Annotated in this window: 14 protein-coding genes and 1 pseudogene; 7 read left to right on the forward strand and 8 right to left on the reverse strand. The window is 62.5% G+C overall.

The window, feature by feature from the left end:
- Positions 1 to 25 precede the first annotated feature (25 nt).
- The gene (locus ACTHNZ_RS08750; RefSeq protein ID WP_440542107.1) at positions 26 to 1,189 is read right to left on the reverse strand and encodes an ABC transporter ATP-binding protein; all 1,164 of its coding nucleotides are present in this window, start codon (positions 1,187 to 1,189) and stop codon (positions 26 to 28) included.
- Between the two features lie 195 nt (positions 1,190 to 1,384).
- Between ACTHNZ_RS08750 and ACTHNZ_RS08755 the strand changes: the two genes are divergently transcribed.
- Positions 1,385 to 2,437 carry a LacI family DNA-binding transcriptional regulator gene (locus tag ACTHNZ_RS08755; RefSeq protein WP_440542108.1) on the forward strand — a complete coding sequence of 351 codons (1,053 nt, stop codon included), beginning with the start codon at positions 1,385 to 1,387 and terminating at the stop codon, positions 2,435 to 2,437.
- 10 nt (positions 2,438 to 2,447) lie between these two features.
- Here the strand turns inward: ACTHNZ_RS08755 and ACTHNZ_RS08760 are convergent, their stop codons facing one another.
- Positions 2,448 to 3,191, reverse strand: a complete 744-nt coding sequence (locus tag ACTHNZ_RS08760; protein WP_440542109.1) for a TIGR00730 family Rossman fold protein — start codon at positions 3,189 to 3,191, stop codon at positions 2,448 to 2,450.
- A 1-nt stretch (position 3,192) separates the two neighbouring features.
- On the opposite strand from ACTHNZ_RS08760, the gene polA reads away from it, so the two are divergent.
- From polA to ACTHNZ_RS08775, 3 genes are all read left to right on the forward strand, one after another.
- Complete coding sequence (polA, locus tag ACTHNZ_RS08765; RefSeq protein ID WP_440542125.1) at positions 3,193 to 5,970, forward strand: DNA polymerase I; 2,778 nt, start codon at positions 3,193 to 3,195, stop codon at positions 5,968 to 5,970.
- A 180-nt stretch (positions 5,971 to 6,150) separates the two neighbouring features.
- Positions 6,151 to 7,500, forward strand: coding sequence for an NAD(P)/FAD-dependent oxidoreductase (locus ACTHNZ_RS08770; RefSeq protein WP_440542110.1), 1,350 nt, complete (start codon positions 6,151 to 6,153; stop codon positions 7,498 to 7,500).
- A gap of 192 nt (positions 7,501 to 7,692) precedes the next feature.
- The gene (locus ACTHNZ_RS08775; RefSeq protein ID WP_440542111.1) at positions 7,693 to 8,253 is read left to right on the forward strand and encodes a hypothetical protein; all 561 of its coding nucleotides are present in this window, start codon (positions 7,693 to 7,695) and stop codon (positions 8,251 to 8,253) included.
- A 161-nt stretch (positions 8,254 to 8,414) separates the two neighbouring features.
- On the opposite strand, the gene ACTHNZ_RS08780 is transcribed toward ACTHNZ_RS08775, so the two are convergent.
- Complete coding sequence (locus ACTHNZ_RS08780; RefSeq protein WP_440542112.1) at positions 8,415 to 9,068, reverse strand: NAD(P)-dependent oxidoreductase; 654 nt, start codon at positions 9,066 to 9,068, stop codon at positions 8,415 to 8,417.
- Between the two features lie 4 nt (positions 9,069 to 9,072).
- Positions 9,073 to 9,690: an FMN-dependent NADH-azoreductase gene (locus ACTHNZ_RS08785; protein ID WP_440542113.1), complete on the reverse strand. Its 618-nt coding sequence runs from the start codon at positions 9,688 to 9,690 to the stop codon at positions 9,073 to 9,075.
- A gap of 109 nt (positions 9,691 to 9,799) precedes the next feature.
- Between ACTHNZ_RS08785 and ACTHNZ_RS08790 the strand changes: the two genes are divergently transcribed.
- Together ACTHNZ_RS08790 and ACTHNZ_RS08795 are read left to right on the forward strand one after the other, a co-directional pair.
- The gene (locus ACTHNZ_RS08790; RefSeq protein ID WP_440542126.1) at positions 9,800 to 10,234 is read left to right on the forward strand and encodes a winged helix-turn-helix transcriptional regulator; all 435 of its coding nucleotides are present in this window, start codon (positions 9,800 to 9,802) and stop codon (positions 10,232 to 10,234) included.
- A gap of 209 nt (positions 10,235 to 10,443) precedes the next feature.
- Complete coding sequence (locus tag ACTHNZ_RS08795) at positions 10,444 to 10,815, forward strand: YciI family protein (RefSeq protein WP_440542114.1); 372 nt, start codon at positions 10,444 to 10,446, stop codon at positions 10,813 to 10,815.
- Between the two features lie 242 nt (positions 10,816 to 11,057).
- On the opposite strand, the gene ACTHNZ_RS08800 is transcribed toward ACTHNZ_RS08795, so the two are convergent.
- Positions 11,058 to 11,498, reverse strand: coding sequence for a rhodanese-like domain-containing protein (locus ACTHNZ_RS08800; protein ID WP_440542115.1), 441 nt, complete (start codon positions 11,496 to 11,498; stop codon positions 11,058 to 11,060).
- Between the two features lie 115 nt (positions 11,499 to 11,613).
- Here ACTHNZ_RS08800 and ftrA point away from each other — a divergent pair.
- Positions 11,614 to 12,561 (forward strand): annotated as a pseudogene (gene ftrA, locus ACTHNZ_RS08805) (transcriptional regulator FtrA); the annotation flags it as partial.
- Between the two features lie 70 nt (positions 12,562 to 12,631).
- On the opposite strand, the gene ACTHNZ_RS08810 reads toward ftrA, so the two are convergent.
- The 3 genes from ACTHNZ_RS08810 to ACTHNZ_RS08820 form a co-directional block, all read right to left on the reverse strand.
- A complete protein-coding gene (locus tag ACTHNZ_RS08810) occupies positions 12,632 to 13,261 on the reverse strand; it encodes a phospholipase D family protein (protein WP_440542116.1) in 630 nt (209 codons plus the stop codon).
- 63 nt (positions 13,262 to 13,324) lie between these two features.
- Positions 13,325 to 14,197: a sulfurtransferase gene (locus ACTHNZ_RS08815; RefSeq protein WP_440542117.1), complete on the reverse strand. Its 873-nt coding sequence runs from the start codon at positions 14,195 to 14,197 to the stop codon at positions 13,325 to 13,327.
- Positions 14,198 to 14,355: 158 nt separating this feature from the next.
- Positions 14,356 to 15,462, reverse strand: coding sequence for an aromatic ring-hydroxylating oxygenase subunit alpha (locus ACTHNZ_RS08820; protein WP_440542118.1), 1,107 nt, complete (start codon positions 15,460 to 15,462; stop codon positions 14,356 to 14,358).
- Positions 15,463 to 15,542: the final 80 nt, after the last annotated feature.

Below are 15,542 nucleotides of genomic sequence, written 5' to 3' on the forward strand. Positions count from 1 at the left end.
CTCTTTGCGTTGTCGTTCACGCGAATCAAGCGTGTTGTTCGATGGTGCTGAGCGGTGCGACGGCGAAGCCGTCTTCGGCAAACAAATGGCATGCGTGGACCGGTGCTCGAAAGCGGGCTTGATCGCCGCTTTCGAGCCGTGCATCGCCCGGTGCCTTCGCAATGAGCGCCGCACCGCCCGGCTGATCGAGGTGGACGTAGCTGTGTTCGCCGAGCGATTCCACGAGCGTGATGGTTCGCGCAAGCATGACGGCTTCGCGATCCGCGGCGCCGGGCGCGTCGTCGCGCGTCGGTTCGAGATGCTCGGGGCGCACGCCGAACGTCACGGGGGCGCCGACGTGCAGACGTTCGCCCTGCAGCGGCAACCGCACCGATTCTCCGGTCCCGTCGAGCGTGACGGTGACGCCGCTCGATTCGAGCGAAGCCACTTTCGCGGGAAGAAAGTTCATGCGCGGCGAGCCGATGAAGCCTGCGACGAACTTGCTCTTCGGACGGTGATAGAGGTCGAGCGGGGCGCCAACCTGCGCGATGCTGCCGAATCGTTCGGTGTCTTTGCCGGCGTGCAGCAGCACGATCTTGTCGGCGAGCGTCATCGCTTCGATCTGATCATGGGTGACGTAGACGGCGCTCGCGTTCGCGAATTGCCGATGCAGGCGCGCGATTTCGATACGTGTCTGCCCACGCAACGTGGCATCGAGATTCGAGAGCGGCTCGTCGAACAGGAACACGCCGGGCTCCCTCACGATCGCGCGGCCAATGGCGACGCGTTGCCGCTGACCGCCCGAGAGCGCCTTCGGATGCCGGTCCAGCAACGCGTCGAGCTGAAGGATGCGAGCCGCGTCGCGCACTTTGCGATCGATCTCGGCTTTGGGCGTCTTGGCGAGCTTCAGGCCGAATGCCATGTTCTCGTAGACGGTCATGTGCGGGAAGAGCGCGTAGCTCTGGAACACCATTGCCACGCCGCGCTGCGCGGCCGGCACGTCGTTGACGTGCTTGCCGCCGATCGAGACGTCGCCATCGGTGACGTCCTCGAGCCCTGCGATCATTCGCAGCAAAGTGGACTTGCCGCAGCCGGACGGGCCGAGGAAAACGCAAAATTCGTTTTTCCCGATCTCGAGATCGACGTCCCGGATCACCTGAGGTCCGTCGCCGTAAGCCTTCTGCACACCGCGTAACGAAATGCTCGCCATCGTGCTGTCTCCATGTTCTAATCAGCGCCGACTTGATGATTAAGCGCTTAATCAGGCCGCCCTAAAAAAGCGATCGCGTTGCGATCGGGCGGTGCGTCTCCAATATTCGCTCTGATTTGCTGCCAATAGTGCCGTGGGCGCTGAGATCATGCAAATGTTGGATAAGCGTCCCATTTATTGAGAAGCGAGAGACTCATGCCGACCCTGAACGAAGTGGCTACCCGCGCGGGGGTGACGCCTGCGACCGTTTCGAACGTACTACGCAAGAAAGGGCGGGTGGGCGAGGCGACTCGGCAACGCGTGCTCGAGGCGATTGCCGAGCTCGGCTATCGGCCGCATTTGCCCGCGCGGGCGTTGGCCGAGGGGCGAGCGCCCACGATCGCGCTGATGGTCTCGAGCATCGCGAACCCGTTCTATCCTGAGTTCGCGCTGGCCGTGGAGAACGCATTGCGGCGCAAGGGGCAGTTCCTCATCATCTGCAATACGGAGGGTGACCCGCAGACGGGGCGGGCCTATCTCGATCAAATCGCGGGGACGTTATCGGAAGGCGTGCTGGTCATGAATGCGAACCTCGATTTCGAGGATCTGCGGATGACCGAATTGCGCGGTGCTCCGGTCGTGCTGTGCATGTGGGAGCGCCCGTTCGATCCGCCGGGGCTGCCCTGCGTGGCGGTGGATTTCCGATTGGCGGGGGCGTTGGCCGCGCAGCACCTGCTCGCGCTCGGGCATCGGAAAATCGGCGCGATCGTCGGGAGCAAGGTGTATGGGATTCATGCCGCGCGCTACGACGGGTTCATCGATGCGATGCGGGCGGCAGGGCTCGACGGGGCCGCCGCCCCGGTGCTGTACACCCCCGATACGACGCAGGGAGGCTACGCGGCGGCGCGCGAATTGCTGACGGCGCATCCCGATCTGACGGCGCTGTTCGCGACGAACGATCTGCCCGCGCTCGGCGCGATGCAAGCCGCCGCCGATCTCGGGCTCGACGTGCCGAATCGGCTGTCGGTGGTCGGCATTACCGACATCGAGCTCGCGCGCGAGTCGCGGCCCGCCTTGACGACGATCGCGGTGCCCACTATCGAGGCGGCCGAACTCGCCGTGGCGTTGCTGCTCGAGCTGATCGAGAAGCCGGGCTCCGCGCCGACGACGGACGGCGCGCAAGCGGGTGCGCGCGAGCCGCGGGTTTGCGTGACGTCAGCGCCCTATCTCGTCGTGCGCGCGTCGACGGGACCGGCGCACGACGCGTGACCGAGGCTGATCAAAGGTAGAACATCCGGTCTTCGTCCGACTTCGCCGCGTGCGGCTCGGCCTCGCCGCGATCTTCATAGAACGCGAGCACGGCTTCGAGCACTTGGTCCGGATCGTCGATCACCTGCATGAGGTTCATGTCTTCGGGGTTGATGAGCCCCATCGGCAGCAGGGCCGTCTCGAACCAATGCAGCAGGCCCTTCCAGAACTCGCTGCCGACGAGGATGATCGGCACGTGGCGCGACTTCTTCGTTTGGATCAGCGTCAGCACTTCGGCCAGTTCATCCAGCGTGCCGAAGCCGCCCGGCATCACGATGACGGCGTCGGAGTTCTTGACGAACGTGACTTTGCGCGTGAAGAAGTGGCGAAAGCGCAGCGAGATATCCTGCCACTGGTTGCCCGACTGCTCGTGCGGGAGCTCGATGTTCAATCCGACGGACGGGGCTTTGCCCGCATGGGCGCCCTTGTTCGCGGCTTCCATGATGCCGGGGCCGCCGCCTGAGATGACGGCGAAGCCGGCGTCCGACAGCTTGCGCGCGATTTGCGTGGCCAGCTTGTAGTGCGGCGAGCTCGGCTTGAGGCGGGCCGAACCGTAGATGCTGACGGCCGGCCGGATCTCCGAGAGGTACTCGGTCGCCTCGATGAACTCTGCCATAATCGTGAACATCTGCCACGACGCGCGGGCCTTTTTGGCCGTTGCACGTTCTTGATCTGCGAGCGATCGCAGACTCGGAATCACTTTTCTCTTGTTCATAATGCCTGCGGAACGGAACCTGAAAGGTAAGACCCTCGTTTTGGTCGACGGATCAAGCTATCTGTATCGGGCCTACCATGCCATGCCTGACTTGCGCGGCCCCGACGGCGAGCCGACGGGTGCCATCTACGGATTCATCAACATGTTGCGGCGCATGCGCAAGGATGTCACGGCAGAGTATAGCGCGTGCGTCTTCGACGCCAAGGGCAAGACGTTCCGCGACGATTGGTACCCCGAGTACAAGGCCCATCGCCCGTCGATGCCCGACGACCTCGCCAAGCAGATCGAGCCGATCCATTTCGCCGTGCGCGCGCTGGGCTGGCCGCTCTTGATGGTCGACGGCGTCGAGGCCGACGACGTCATCGGTACGCTTGCCGCCGCCGCCGAACGCGAAGGGATGAACGTCGTCGTTTCCACGGGCGACAAGGATTTGGCTCAGCTCGTCAGCGATCACGTCACGCTCGTCAATACGATGACGAACGAAACGCTCGATCGTGAAGGCGTCATCGCGAAGTTCGGGGTGCCGCCCGAGCGCATCGTCGATTACCTGTCGCTGATCGGCGACACCGTCGACAACGTGCCCGGCGTCGAAAAGTGCGGGCCGAAAACGGCGGTCAAGTGGCTCGCGCAATACGAAACGCTCGACGGCGTCGTCGAGCATGCGGCCGAGATCAAAGGTGTCGTCGGCGAGAATCTGCGCCGTGCGCTCGATTTCCTGCCGATGGCGAAGAAGCTCGTGACGGTCGAGCGAGCATGCGATTTGACCGAGCATGTCGCGTCGATCGACGAAACGTTGCCGGCGCGGCCCGAATCGCCGCTCGAGTTGCGCGATCTCTTCATGCGGCACGGTTTCAAGACGTGGCTGCGCGAGGTCGAGGCGCTGATCGAAGGCGCACAGGAGGCGCAAGCCGAAGCGGGCGTGACCGAGCCGTCGGGCGTGCTCGCGGTCGAGCCCGCGCCCACGATCGCTCCGGAGCGCTGCTACGAGACCGTCCAGACGTGGGAGCATTTCGATGCTTGGCTCGCGAAGATCGACGCCGCTCCGTTGACGTCGTTCGATACGGAAACGACTTCGCTCGATCCGATGCAGGCGAAGATCGTCGGCTTCTCGCTGTCGATCGGGGCCGGCTGCGCGGCCTACGTGCCGGTTGCGCATCGCGGGCCGGACGCGCCCGCGCAATTGCCGCGCGACGAAGTGTTGGCCAAGCTCAAGCCCTGGCTCGAAAGCGAAGACAAGAAGAAGGTGGGGCAGCACCTGAAGTACGACGAGCAGGTGCTCGCCAATCACGGCATCGAGTTGAACGGCGTCGAGCACGACACGCTGCTCCAGTCGTACGTGCTCGAGTCGCATCGCCCGCACGACATGGACAGCCTGGCGTCGCGCCATCTCGGCGTCAAGACGATCAAATACGAAGAGGTGGCGGGCAAGGGCGCGCAGCAGATCGGATTCGACGAAGTGCCGCTCGACAAAGCGGCGGAGTATGCGGCCGAGGATGCGGACATCACGCTACAGTTGCATCACGCGTTGTTTCCGCAGATCGAAGCGGAGGCGGGCTTGCTGCGCATCTATCGCGACATCGAATTGCCGACGGCGCGCGTGCTGCGCAAGATGGAGCGCAACGGCGTGTTGATCGACAGCGAGCGGCTGCGCCGGCAAAGCAGCGAGATCGCCGCGCGGCTCATCGAATTGGAGGCCGAAGCCTATACGCTCGCGGGCGGCGAATTCAATCTTGGCTCGCCGAAGCAGATCGGGCAGATCTTCTTCGAGCGCCTGCAGTTGCCCGTCGTCAAGAAAACGCCGAGCGGCGCGCCTTCTACCGACGAAGAAGTGCTGCAAAAGCTTGCCGAGGATTATCCGCTGCCGAAGCTGTTGCTCGAGCATCGCGGCTTGTCGAAGCTGAAGTCGACCTATACGGACAAGCTCCCGCGCATGGTCAATCCGGAAACGGGCCGCGTGCATACGAACTATGCGCAGGCCGTCGCGGTCACGGGCCGGTTGGCCTCGAACGATCCGAACTTGCAGAACATCCCTGTGCGCACGGCGGAAGGGCGCCGGATCCGCGAGGCGTTCATCGCGCCCGAGGGCAGCAAGATCATCTCGGCCGATTATTCGCAGATCGAGCTGCGGATCATGGCGCACATCTCGGGAGACGAATCGCTCTTGCGCGCGTTCGCCCAGGGTGAAGACATTCACCGCGCGACGGCGTCCGAAGTATTCGGGGTGACGCCGCTCGAAGTCTCGAGCGATCAGCGCCGTATCGCCAAGGTCATCAACTTCGGCTTGATCTACGGAATGAGCTCGTTCGGCCTGGCCTCGAACCTCGGCATCACGCGCGATGCGGCGAAGCTCTACATCGACCGCTATTTCGCCCGTTATCCGGGTGTGGCCGACTACATGAACGACACGCGCGCGAGCGCGAAGATCAAAGGTTACGTCGAAACGGTCTTCGGGCGCCGGCTGTGGTTGCCCGAGATCAACGGCGGCAACGGCCCGCGCCGGCAGGCGGCAGAGCGTGCGGCGATCAACGCGCCGATGCAGGGCACGGCCGCCGATCTCATCAAGATGTCGATGATCGCAGTCCAGGCATGGCTCGAAAAGGAACGAGCCAAGAGCCGCATGATCATGCAAGTCCACGACGAACTCGTGCTCGAAGTGCCCGACGACGAACTCTCCGTCGTGCGCGAAAAACTGCCGCAGTTGATGTGCGGCGTCGCGGCATTGAAGGTGCCGCTCGTGGCGGAAGTGGGTGTCGGTGCGAATTGGGAGGAGGCGCACTGATGTGCTGATCTACCGCTCACGCGGGCGCCGATCGCTTCGATGCTTCGCTTTTGCGTTGCGGCGAGCCCCGGTTGCCTTGCGCGAGCGCGTTCCTTCGCGGACCATGGCTGAGCTTGCGCTCGCGCCGCCATCACGAGCGCGCGACCGAACCGAATCTTCAACGGCATAGGGAGTATCGGCATGCATCGTTTCATCGTGGTGGGAGGAGGGGCAGGCGGGCTGGAATTGGCCACCCGGCTCGGCGATCGCTACGGCGCGCGCAAGAACGGCGGCGAGCCGCGCGCGCAGGTCACGCTCGTCGACCGCTATCCGACGCATATCTGGAAACCTCTGCTGCACGAGGTGGCGGCCGGCAGTCTCGATCCGTTCACGCAGGAGCTCGAGTACCCGGCACAGGCGCGCTGGCACGGCTTCGAGTTTCAGCAGGGCGCCCTGGAAGGGCTCGATCGAGCGGCCAAGCGCATCACGGTCGCGCCCGTTGCGGACTCGGACGGTGCCGAGATCTTGCCGCGGCGCGAGCTCGAATACGACACGCTCGTCATTGCGATCGGCAGCACGACGCATTTCTTCGGGGTGGCCGGTGCGGCCGAGCATTCCCTCGCGCTCGATACCGTTGCGCAGGCCGATCGCTTCCGCAAGCGGCTCATCGCGGCCTGCATGCGAGCCGAGCATCAGCCGCATGCCGCGGTGGAGTCGGGGCCGGGCACGGCAGCCGAAACGGAGCCGCGCATTCAAGTGGCGATCGTCGGCGGCGGTGCGACGGGCGTGGAGCTCTCCGCTGAACTGCGCAATACGGCGCAGGTGCTGTCGGCTTATGGCTTGCACAAGCTCGACCCGCGCCATGATGTCGGCATCGTGTTGATCGAAGCGGGGCCGCGCATCTTGCCGGCATTGCCCGAGCGCGTTTCGAGCGCGACCGCCGAACTGCTGCGCAAGCTCGGCGTGAAGCTGATGATCGGCGAGACGGTGGCTGAAGTCGCGCCCGGCATCGTGCGCACGGCGAGCGGCAAGGTCGTGCGCGCCGATCTGACGGTATGGGCAGCCGGCATCAAGGCGCCGCCCGTGCTGAGCCAGCTCGACGGGCTTACCGTCAACCGCATGGGACAGTTGTGCGTGCGCCGAACGCTGCAAACCGACGTGGACGATGACATCTTCGCATTGGGCGACTGCGCGGCGTGCCCGTGGCCCGGCAACGAACGCGGCGTTCCGCCGCGCGCTCAGGCCGCGCACCAGCAAGCGAGTTTTCTGTTGAAGGCGCTGGCACGCCGGCTCGACAGCAAGCCGCTGCCCGAGTTCACTTATCGCGATTTCGGCTCGCTCGTCTCGCTCGGGCATTTCAGCGCCGTGGGCAACTTGATGGGCGGCGTCATCGGCGGGAGCATGCTCATCGAAGGTTTGTTTGCCCGTTTTATGTATATGTCGCTGTATCGGCTGCATGTCGCGGCGCTGCATGGCTATCCGCGGATGATGCTCGATACGGTCGCGCATTGGCTGCGGCGGACGACGCTGCCGCGGGTGAAGTTGCATTAGCTGCCAGCGTTCGTCGCTGCGCATCGGGCGGACGGCGCTATCGAGGGCGCCGTACGCCTGGCGGCATCTTCTTTTGGTCTGAATTCGCGCATGACCGCGTAATTGTCCAGCATTGTCCAGATAGGTTCACCGGTTTCCGTCAATCATCGAGCGCCTGCCGAGTGGCGGGCGTGCGATTCATTTGCCGATACCATGAGCCATCCTTCTCTCGCGACCCATATGGTCTCGCTACCCGACGGTAAAGCGGGCAACAACGCGCTCGGCTATTGCACGAGCACTGCGCTTCATCCCGAGCGCACGATCACGCTGACACCGCTTGGCCCAGGATGGTCGCGATGGGTGTTGAAGGGAACGAAGGTGGTCGTCAAATGGTTGAGGGTTGCGGGGCAGCCCGAATGCCTTCATGTGCTGGACGGGGAGACATCGACTACGAGCCGGTTGCCGCGGCGCTTGCTGCAGCGGTTGGCGGAGGATGTCGTGACGATCCGCACATTGGATACGCAACATTCGGCGGCCGGTGTCGCGCTGCATTACGGAAGCGCGTCGGCGCTTGTTGGGAACACGCTTTCCGTTACGGCATTAGGGCCTTGGCAGTGCACGCTGCCCGCTGGGTCGGCTGTCGAGATATTTAACCTCAGCGTCCCTGGCGATAGGTTCAAGAATGGCGCTTTTGGATCGCAGTCGTCGATCGTCAGTGGGTCTTTTGCCAGCGTGCGGTTTTTGAAGGATACGCCGGGTGGGTGGAGGCGGTGAGCGATCATGCTGGTGCAATTGGGATACCTAGACTAGCCAGTTAGCGGCCACGGACGCCTTGGAGTGAGCAGCAATTGCGTCACTGCATGCGCGCGGCCGAGGTGTTTCCTGACGAAGCAATTCTCTCCGCACTGCGGAGAGATTGTCGAGATATTCCTGGATCAATGGTTGGCGATGCCTGGCGCGGCACGCACGAACCTCCTGTCGGTCACCTGGTCAACCAGGAACTTGGCAAGATTGCCTCTGGAGAGCTTCGTGCTGAGTTGGGCCTTTCCATACCAACCGACATCCACATCGCCATCGGGAGGACCATTGTTTAAGTTCGGGATGCGCACCAGTGTCCAGTCCAAGTCCGAATGGGCGATCAATTCGCCAGTCGCCTTGATGTCCTCATATCCCTTGCGCGCGACAACCTTGAACAACAGCGCGAACGCATGGGTTTTGAAGGCAAAGCCATCCTTGGGATCGCGATAGGCAGCCGTAGAAATCTGGATAAGACGGTGCACGCTTGCGTGCTTCATCGCGGCGATGATGTGGGTCAAGCCGTGCATGATCGGCTTATCGCCCTGCACCTTGAGACTGTTGGGACCAAGGGCGCTAATGACCGCATCGGCACCTTGGACGCACTTCGCAATGGCACGCTGGTCTTGCAGGTCGCCGACAACGATTTCGACCCTTCCCGCGAACGACGCGAGTTTCTTCGCGTCCCGCGTATAGACCGACAGGTTGTAGCCCTGCTTCAAGGCTTCTTCGATGATGTGCCGTCCTGTCGGTCCGGTCGCACCGAACAGCGCGATGGTTTTTTTTCCGGCCATGAGGTCACGCAGCCTTCGCCAACAAGGCTTTGATGGCCGTTTCGGTGTTGGCGATTGCGGCCTTCGTCGCATCGGGGCCGAAAACCGTGCCTTCGACACGCACCACTTCAACGTCGGTCAGGCCGATGAAACCGAGCAGGTGCAGCAAATAGTTGGTCTGAAAGTCGAACGGTGCCCAAGCACCTTCCGAAAACACGCCGCCGGTAGCGGTAACGACATAGACCTTCTTGCCGGCCAGCAGCCCTTTCGGCCCAGCGTCGCCATAGCTGAAAGTGACGCCCGGCCAGGTGACGTGATCGAACCACGCCTTGAGCTGCGAGGGCAGACCGAAGTTGATCATGCCCGAACCGAGCACGATCACATCGGCGACCTTCAACTCATCGACTAACTCTTGCGCGACCTTCACCGCCTCGCCCTGTTCCGGTGTGCGATCTTCGGGCGGCGTGATCCGGCCTTGGATGTAGGCCGGCGTGATGTGCGGCGGCGGATTCGCGGCGAGGTCGCGCACGGTCAGCGGGCCGCCCGAGCGGGCCTGGATGCCGTCGGCGATTTCGGTGGCAAAGCGGGTGGAGAGACTGTCAGTCCCGCGCGGACTGGAAGTGACAAGCAGGGTGTGGCTCATGACCGCTCCTAGGTATAAAATAAGAACTAAGTCTGCTATATAATCTGACTTACCAATTCATACGTAGGATCCTATGGATCCTGCCCTGTCCCCACAAGAAGGCACACGCATGTCACTTAGCCACATCGAGCTACCTGCCGATATGCCTGCACCGGATGCCGGTGGCTGTGTGGCAACCCGCCAAATATTGGATCGCATAGGCGACAAGTGGAGCCTCTACATCGTCGCCATGCTGGCTAACGGCCCACGGCGTTTCAACGAGTTGAAGCGCAGCATCGACGGCATTTCCCAGCGGATGCTGACGCTGACCTTGCGCGGGCTGGAGCGCGATGGACTGATAACGCGAACGATGTTTCCGACCATTCCTCCGCGCGTTGATTACGAACTCACTGACATGGGAAGAACGCTGTTGGAGCCGGTCATGGCTCTGGTTAACTGGGCGAACAACAACCAACTCGCCATTGCCGAGGCGCATAAACGTTTTGACGAGGAGCCGGAGCCAGATCAGGTCTTGATTCAGGGCGTTGTCTACCAGCGTCGATAAACGAGTCTGGGCTGTAGGCTTGTGCAGACACAGCGGCGAAATTCAACTGCCGGCTCGCGTTGGGACCTGTGCCGATGCCGATCTTTCTTGGCGTGCGAAGGCGCGAAAGCGGACAGGCTCGCGAGACCCATCGAAAACTCTTCGAGCGAGTTGTCGATTTTCGACCATCATCTTCGTCGTCAGTACATCAACCACTCAAAGGACGTCCCATGAAATACCTCGGCCTGGCCTACTTCAACCCTGAGAAATTCGCCGCGATGGCATCAGACGATGTCAAGGAATTGGTGAGCCAATGCCCTGCATTGGACGAGAGGATGCGCGCTACCGGCAAGGTTCTGGTTTCCGCGTCGCTTGGCGATCTGGACAACTGGAAGACGATTCGCCCGCGCAATGGCAAGACGCACGTCACCGATGGGCCTTACACCGAGTCGAAGGAAGTCGTAGGGGGCCTGTTCATCATCGAAGCGGATAGCCGTGAAGAGGCGTTGCGCATCGCGTCCATGCACCCGGCCGCCACGCTGGGTGAAGAAGTTGGATGGGCCGTCGAGCTTATCCCCATGGATTTCTACCTGGCCCGATAAGGGCTCGGACGCCTGCCTGAAGAATGCGTTATCGATCGACCGCTGTTGACCGAACGGCGTCTCGAGCCCGATAAGGTCCGACAACCGACTACTGCGCGCCCTGGTGTTTCGCCGACCGTCTGCAGACGGCAAGGGCCAGTCTCGGACGTCCGGCCACCACGCGCTCGACTCGATTGCGTGTCTAGCTAACCGGTGTCATGGAATTCTTCGCAACCGAGCTTCCTGCCAAACCGGGACGCAACTCAAGCATTGTCGCCCCCTTGGGTGCAGCCCTCGTGTGACGCAAGCTCGAAACCCTCGTCGAGCCATCCGGTGACTCCACCGATCATCACCTTGACCGGCCGCCCAAGTTCCGCGAGCCGCAATGCACCACGGGTCGCCCCGTTGCAATGCGGCCCTGCGCAGTACGTGACGAACAAGGTATCCGACGGATACTGCGCCAGCTTCGACGCAACGATCTTGCCATGCGGGAGATTTACCGCGCCCGGTACGTGGCCGCGCGCGAACAACGCCGGACCGCGAACATCCAGCAATACGAATCCCGGCGTGCCGCTAGCCAAGGCATCGGAAACATCCCAGCAGTCGGTTTCGAATTGCAGCGCCGCGCTGAAATGCACGCGCGCGGTGACGCTGTCCGCGGCAGGAACGCTAGTGACGGCATTGATCGCTTCGATGGTTTGCATGGTCCTTTTCCTGTGTTAGGTGTGTCCAACGAACCTCGATTCTGGAGCCGAACCACGCTGCGGCACGAGTGGCGTAATTGCCAATGTTCGGTAATATCTCGCCATGAACGAACACATGAACGAACATCTTGTCGTTGCGCTGGCTTACGACCGGCTCTGTACTTTCGAATTCGGCTGCGTTGCCGAAGTCTTTGCACTCGATCGTCCGGAACTGGGCGTCGATTGGTATCGGTTCGCGGTGTGCGCGGTCGACCGTGGGCCGTTACGCGCGGCGGGCGGCATCTCCGTGACGGCGCCCTATACGCTCAAGTTGCTGGATCGGGCGAGTACGATCGTCGTGCCGGGTTGGCGTGATGCCGACGAGATTCCGCCCGAACCGTTGCTTCGGAAGTTGCGCGCCGCGCACCGGCGTGGCGCTCGTCTTTGCTCGATCTGTTCCGGCGTGTTCGTGCTGGCCGCCGCCGGTGTGCTCGATGGCAAAACGGTCACGACGCATTGGCGCTATGCGGAAGAATTGCAGCGTCGCTATCCGCAATTACGTGTGCAATCGGATGCGCTCTATATAGACGAAGATCAAATCATTACGGCGGCGGGGTCGGCGGCTGGACTCGATATGCTGCTGCATCTGGTGCGTCGGGATTTCGGCGGTACAGTGGCGAATCGCGTCGCGCAGCGGCTCGTCGTACAGCCGCATCGCGAAGGCGGTCAGGCGCAATTCGTTCCACGTCCCGTGCCGCGGGAGGAAAGCGGGCGTCTGGCGAAGTTGATGGACTGGGTGCGCCAGCATCCCGCTTTGCCGCACACGCTGCGTTCGCTCGCAGAACAGGCTTCGATGAGTCCGCGCACGTTGCAACGGCAATTTCGTGACGCTACCGGCATGGCGCCGTACGCATGGCTCGTGCGTGAACGCGTGGCGGTGGCTCGTGAGATGCTCGAAGCGCAAGCGCCATTGCCGATTGGCCGCATCGCTGAATTGGCAGGGTTCGGCTCGGAGGAGTCGATGCGCAGGCACTTCCGGCGTATCGCGCTCACGAGTCCGGCCGCATACCGGGAGAAGTTTGGCCACGGTGCAAGGGCTCAAAAACGCGATGCTGGAATCGGGGGACAGCGGCGCGGAACTCAGTTCCCCGCCCTCAATACGCCGGACGAAAATCCTCGCCCTGCTTCCAATTCCGGTTCCAATGATCGAGGTAAGCCGCTGCGAGCTTCGGGTTGTTCCACATGACCAGCACGTTCTCGCTGTTCTTGTGGGCGGCGGCAGCGCTGAAATTGAAGGAACCCGTCTCCACCGTCGAGCCATCCACGACAATCGACTTGTCGTGGTGAATCGGATAAACGCTGATGGTGCGAACGTGGGCGCCCGCATTGACGAGCGCGCTCAGTGCCGCGCGCGCCTTGCCGGAGCGGTCCTGGCTCACGTTCTCCTTATAGTCCGCAACGAGCGCGACATCGACGCCGCGCTTTTCCGCACGCAGCAGCGCCGCTACGACCGGTGCACTGGTAAAGCTGTAGCTCAACATTCGGATCGAAGAGGCGGCCGAGTCGATAGCCTTCACCACCAACTTCTCCGATCCTTCGTTCGGCGAGAAGGCGACTTCAATGGTGCCTGTCGCGGGCACTTCGATCGGGCCCGGCTGAAACGTCGAAGACAAGCCTGACTCGATCGCCCGCAAGGCATGCGATCGTTTGGCAAACGCGACATTCGATCCCAACAGCAAGGCCGAGAGCACAACGACAACACCAACATCGATTTTCTTATTCATTTCCCTGCTTGGCTTCCTGTCTTCTAGCTTCCCAGCGCATGCCGCGACTACCTAATCAATGCCTTACGGATTCGGCCCAGTCGCGACCGGCCGAGACGGATCGGCGCACCACTCGCTCCACGAGCCAGCATAGAGCGCCGCGCCATGCAAACCCGCCACCTCCATCGCCAACGCGTTATGGCAGGCGGTCACGCCAGAGCCGCATTGCAGCACGACATGCTCGGGCTGCTTTTGCCCGATGAGCGCACTGAACTCGTCCCGCAGCGTATGCGCGGACTTGAAGCGCCCGTCGGCCGTGAGGTTGTCCTTGAAGAAGCGATTCAGCGCGCCGGGGATGTGGCCGGCCACCGGGTCGATCGTTTCGTTTTCGCCGCGATAGCGATCGGCGGCCCGTGCATCGAGCACGACATGCTCGCCCGTCTTCGTATTGGCCAGCACATGCTGAGCGTCCACGGTCACGGCCAGCGGAGCCGCGGCCTTGAAGTCGCCTTGCGCAGCGGCGGGGGGCGCGGCCGTCTCGAGCTTTTGCCCCGCGGCCTGCCATGCTTGCACCCCCCCGTCGAGCACGGCCACCGAATCGTGCCCGAGCCAGCGGAGCAGCCACCAAAGCCGAGCGGCATAAGCGCTCCCCTGCGCGTCATAGGCCACGACCTGCTGGCCTTGCTTCAGGCCATGCTTTGCAAGCGTCGCAACGAGCGCGTTGCGCTCGGGCAGCGGGTGGCGGCCGTTCTTGCCCGTTTTCGCACCCGATAAGTCACGATCGAGGTGCAGATAGCGAGCGCCGGGAATATGGCCCGCGGCATAGGCCTTCTCTCCCGCATCGGGATTGGCAAGGTCGAAACTGCAATCGAAGACGAGCACGCTGCCCGGCGCGTTGGACAAGCGTTCGGCAAGATTCTCAGCCGAGATCAGCGTGGTGTAATGCGTGTGCGGCATGATGGACTCCTCGTTGGCGAGCCAGCGCTCGCGCGTGGACAGCGATGATTGCAGTCTAAACAAAAAGACGGGCAAGAGGCACGTTCGCCCTCTTGCCCGTCTTCTTCTTCGTCTGGAAATCGGCGGCGCGTAGCCGACCGCGAGTGAGGTCAGGTGTGTCAGATCTCGCCGAGCTCGCGCCGCAGGAACTCGTGGAAATGCTGCATCCCGTCTTCCATCGGGCTCTGGTACGGCCCGACCTGCGATTCGCCGCGTTCGAGCAGGGCCAGGCGGCCGGCGTCCATACGCTCGGCGATCTCGTCGTCCTCCCGCGCGGTTTCCATGTATGCAGCACGTTCGGCTTCGACGAATTCCCGCTCGAATAGCGCGATTTCCTCGGGGTAATAGAACTCGACGATGTTCGTGGTTTTCCGCGGGCCGCGCGGAATCAGCCACGAGACGACGAGCACGTGCGGATACCACTCGATCATGAGCCCCGGATAGTAGACCATCCAGATGGCGCCGTACTCGGGCGGCTCGCCGCCGCGCATGCGCAGCACTTCGTCGTGCCACTTGCGGTAGATCGGGCTGCCCGCCTTGGCCAAGCCATTGTGCACGCCAACCGTCTGGACGCTGTACCACTCGCCGAATTCCCACGTCAGGTCGTCGCAATTGACGAAGCTGCCGAGGCCCGGATGGAACGGCACGACGTGGTAGTCCTCGAGGTAGACCTCGATGAACGACTTCCAGTTGTAGTTGCACTCGTGCACTTCGACGTGATCGAACATATAGCTCGAGAAATCGAAGTGGCGCTGCGTGCCGAGCTTGGCGAGATCCTTGGCGACGTCGCGGCCCTGTGCCTCGAACAGCAGGCCGTGCCAATTTTGCAGCGGCGTGGCGCCGAGGTTCAGGCATGGGTTATCGGCGAAGTGCGGTGCGCCGAGCAACTCGCCGTCGAGATCGTAGGTCCAGCGGTGCAGCGGACAGACGATGTTTTCCGCCTGGCCGCGGCCGTTCAGCATGATCGCCTGGCGATGGCGGCAGACGTTCGACAGCAACTCCACCTGCGAACGTTGGTTGCGCACGAGCACGCGCCCTTCGTTCTCGCTGGGCAGAGCGAAATAATTCCCCGCCTCGGGCACCATCAATTCATGCCCGACGTAGCGAGGACCTTTCTTGAACAGGGTTTCGATTTCTCGCGCGAGGAGCGCTTCGTCGAAGTAAGCCGTGACCGGCAGCTGGCTCGAAATGGCCTTGAGCTGCAATGCAGTGCTCAGATTGGACATTCCCACTCCCGATGAAAACGTGAAAGCAGCGAACAACCCAACCATCGAAGATTCGATTTAGGGAACCGGCGATTATACCC

It is taken from the genome of Trinickia sp., assembly GCF_051953955.1.
GTDB lineage: Bacteria > Pseudomonadota > Gammaproteobacteria > Burkholderiales > Burkholderiaceae > Trinickia.

What these genes read in the sequence shown, in the direction of transcription:
- ACTHNZ_RS08750 (WP_440542107.1), bottom strand. Translation starts at nt 1,189, where the DNA reads ATGGCGAGCATTTCGTTACGCGGTGTGCAGAAGGCTTACGGCGACGGA.
- ACTHNZ_RS08755 (WP_440542108.1), top strand. Translation starts at nt 1,385, where the DNA reads ATGCCGACCCTGAACGAAGTGGCTACCCGCGCGGGGGTGACGCCTGCG.
- ACTHNZ_RS08760 (WP_440542109.1), bottom strand. Translation starts at nt 3,191, where the DNA reads ATGAACAAGAGAAAAGTGATTCCGAGTCTGCGATCGCTCGCAGATCAA.
- polA (WP_440542125.1), top strand. Translation starts at nt 3,193, where the DNA reads ATGCCTGCGGAACGGAACCTGAAAGGTAAGACCCTCGTTTTGGTCGAC.
- ACTHNZ_RS08770 (WP_440542110.1), top strand. Translation starts at nt 6,151, where the DNA reads ATGCATCGTTTCATCGTGGTGGGAGGAGGGGCAGGCGGGCTGGAATTG.
- ACTHNZ_RS08775 (WP_440542111.1), top strand. Translation starts at nt 7,693, where the DNA reads ATGAGCCATCCTTCTCTCGCGACCCATATGGTCTCGCTACCCGACGGT.
- ACTHNZ_RS08780 (WP_440542112.1), bottom strand. Translation starts at nt 9,068, where the DNA reads ATGGCCGGAAAAAAAACCATCGCGCTGTTCGGTGCGACCGGACCGACA.
- ACTHNZ_RS08785 (WP_440542113.1), bottom strand. Translation starts at nt 9,690, where the DNA reads ATGAGCCACACCCTGCTTGTCACTTCCAGTCCGCGCGGGACTGACAGT.
- ACTHNZ_RS08790 (WP_440542126.1), top strand. Translation starts at nt 9,800, where the DNA reads ATGTCACTTAGCCACATCGAGCTACCTGCCGATATGCCTGCACCGGAT.
- ACTHNZ_RS08795 (WP_440542114.1), top strand. Translation starts at nt 10,444, where the DNA reads ATGAAATACCTCGGCCTGGCCTACTTCAACCCTGAGAAATTCGCCGCG.
- ACTHNZ_RS08800 (WP_440542115.1), bottom strand. Translation starts at nt 11,498, where the DNA reads ATGCAAACCATCGAAGCGATCAATGCCGTCACTAGCGTTCCTGCCGCG.
- ACTHNZ_RS08810 (WP_440542116.1), bottom strand. Translation starts at nt 13,261, where the DNA reads ATGAATAAGAAAATCGATGTTGGTGTTGTCGTTGTGCTCTCGGCCTTG.
- ACTHNZ_RS08815 (WP_440542117.1), bottom strand. Translation starts at nt 14,197, where the DNA reads ATGCCGCACACGCATTACACCACGCTGATCTCGGCTGAGAATCTTGCC.
- ACTHNZ_RS08820 (WP_440542118.1), bottom strand. Translation starts at nt 15,462, where the DNA reads ATGTCCAATCTGAGCACTGCATTGCAGCTCAAGGCCATTTCGAGCCAG.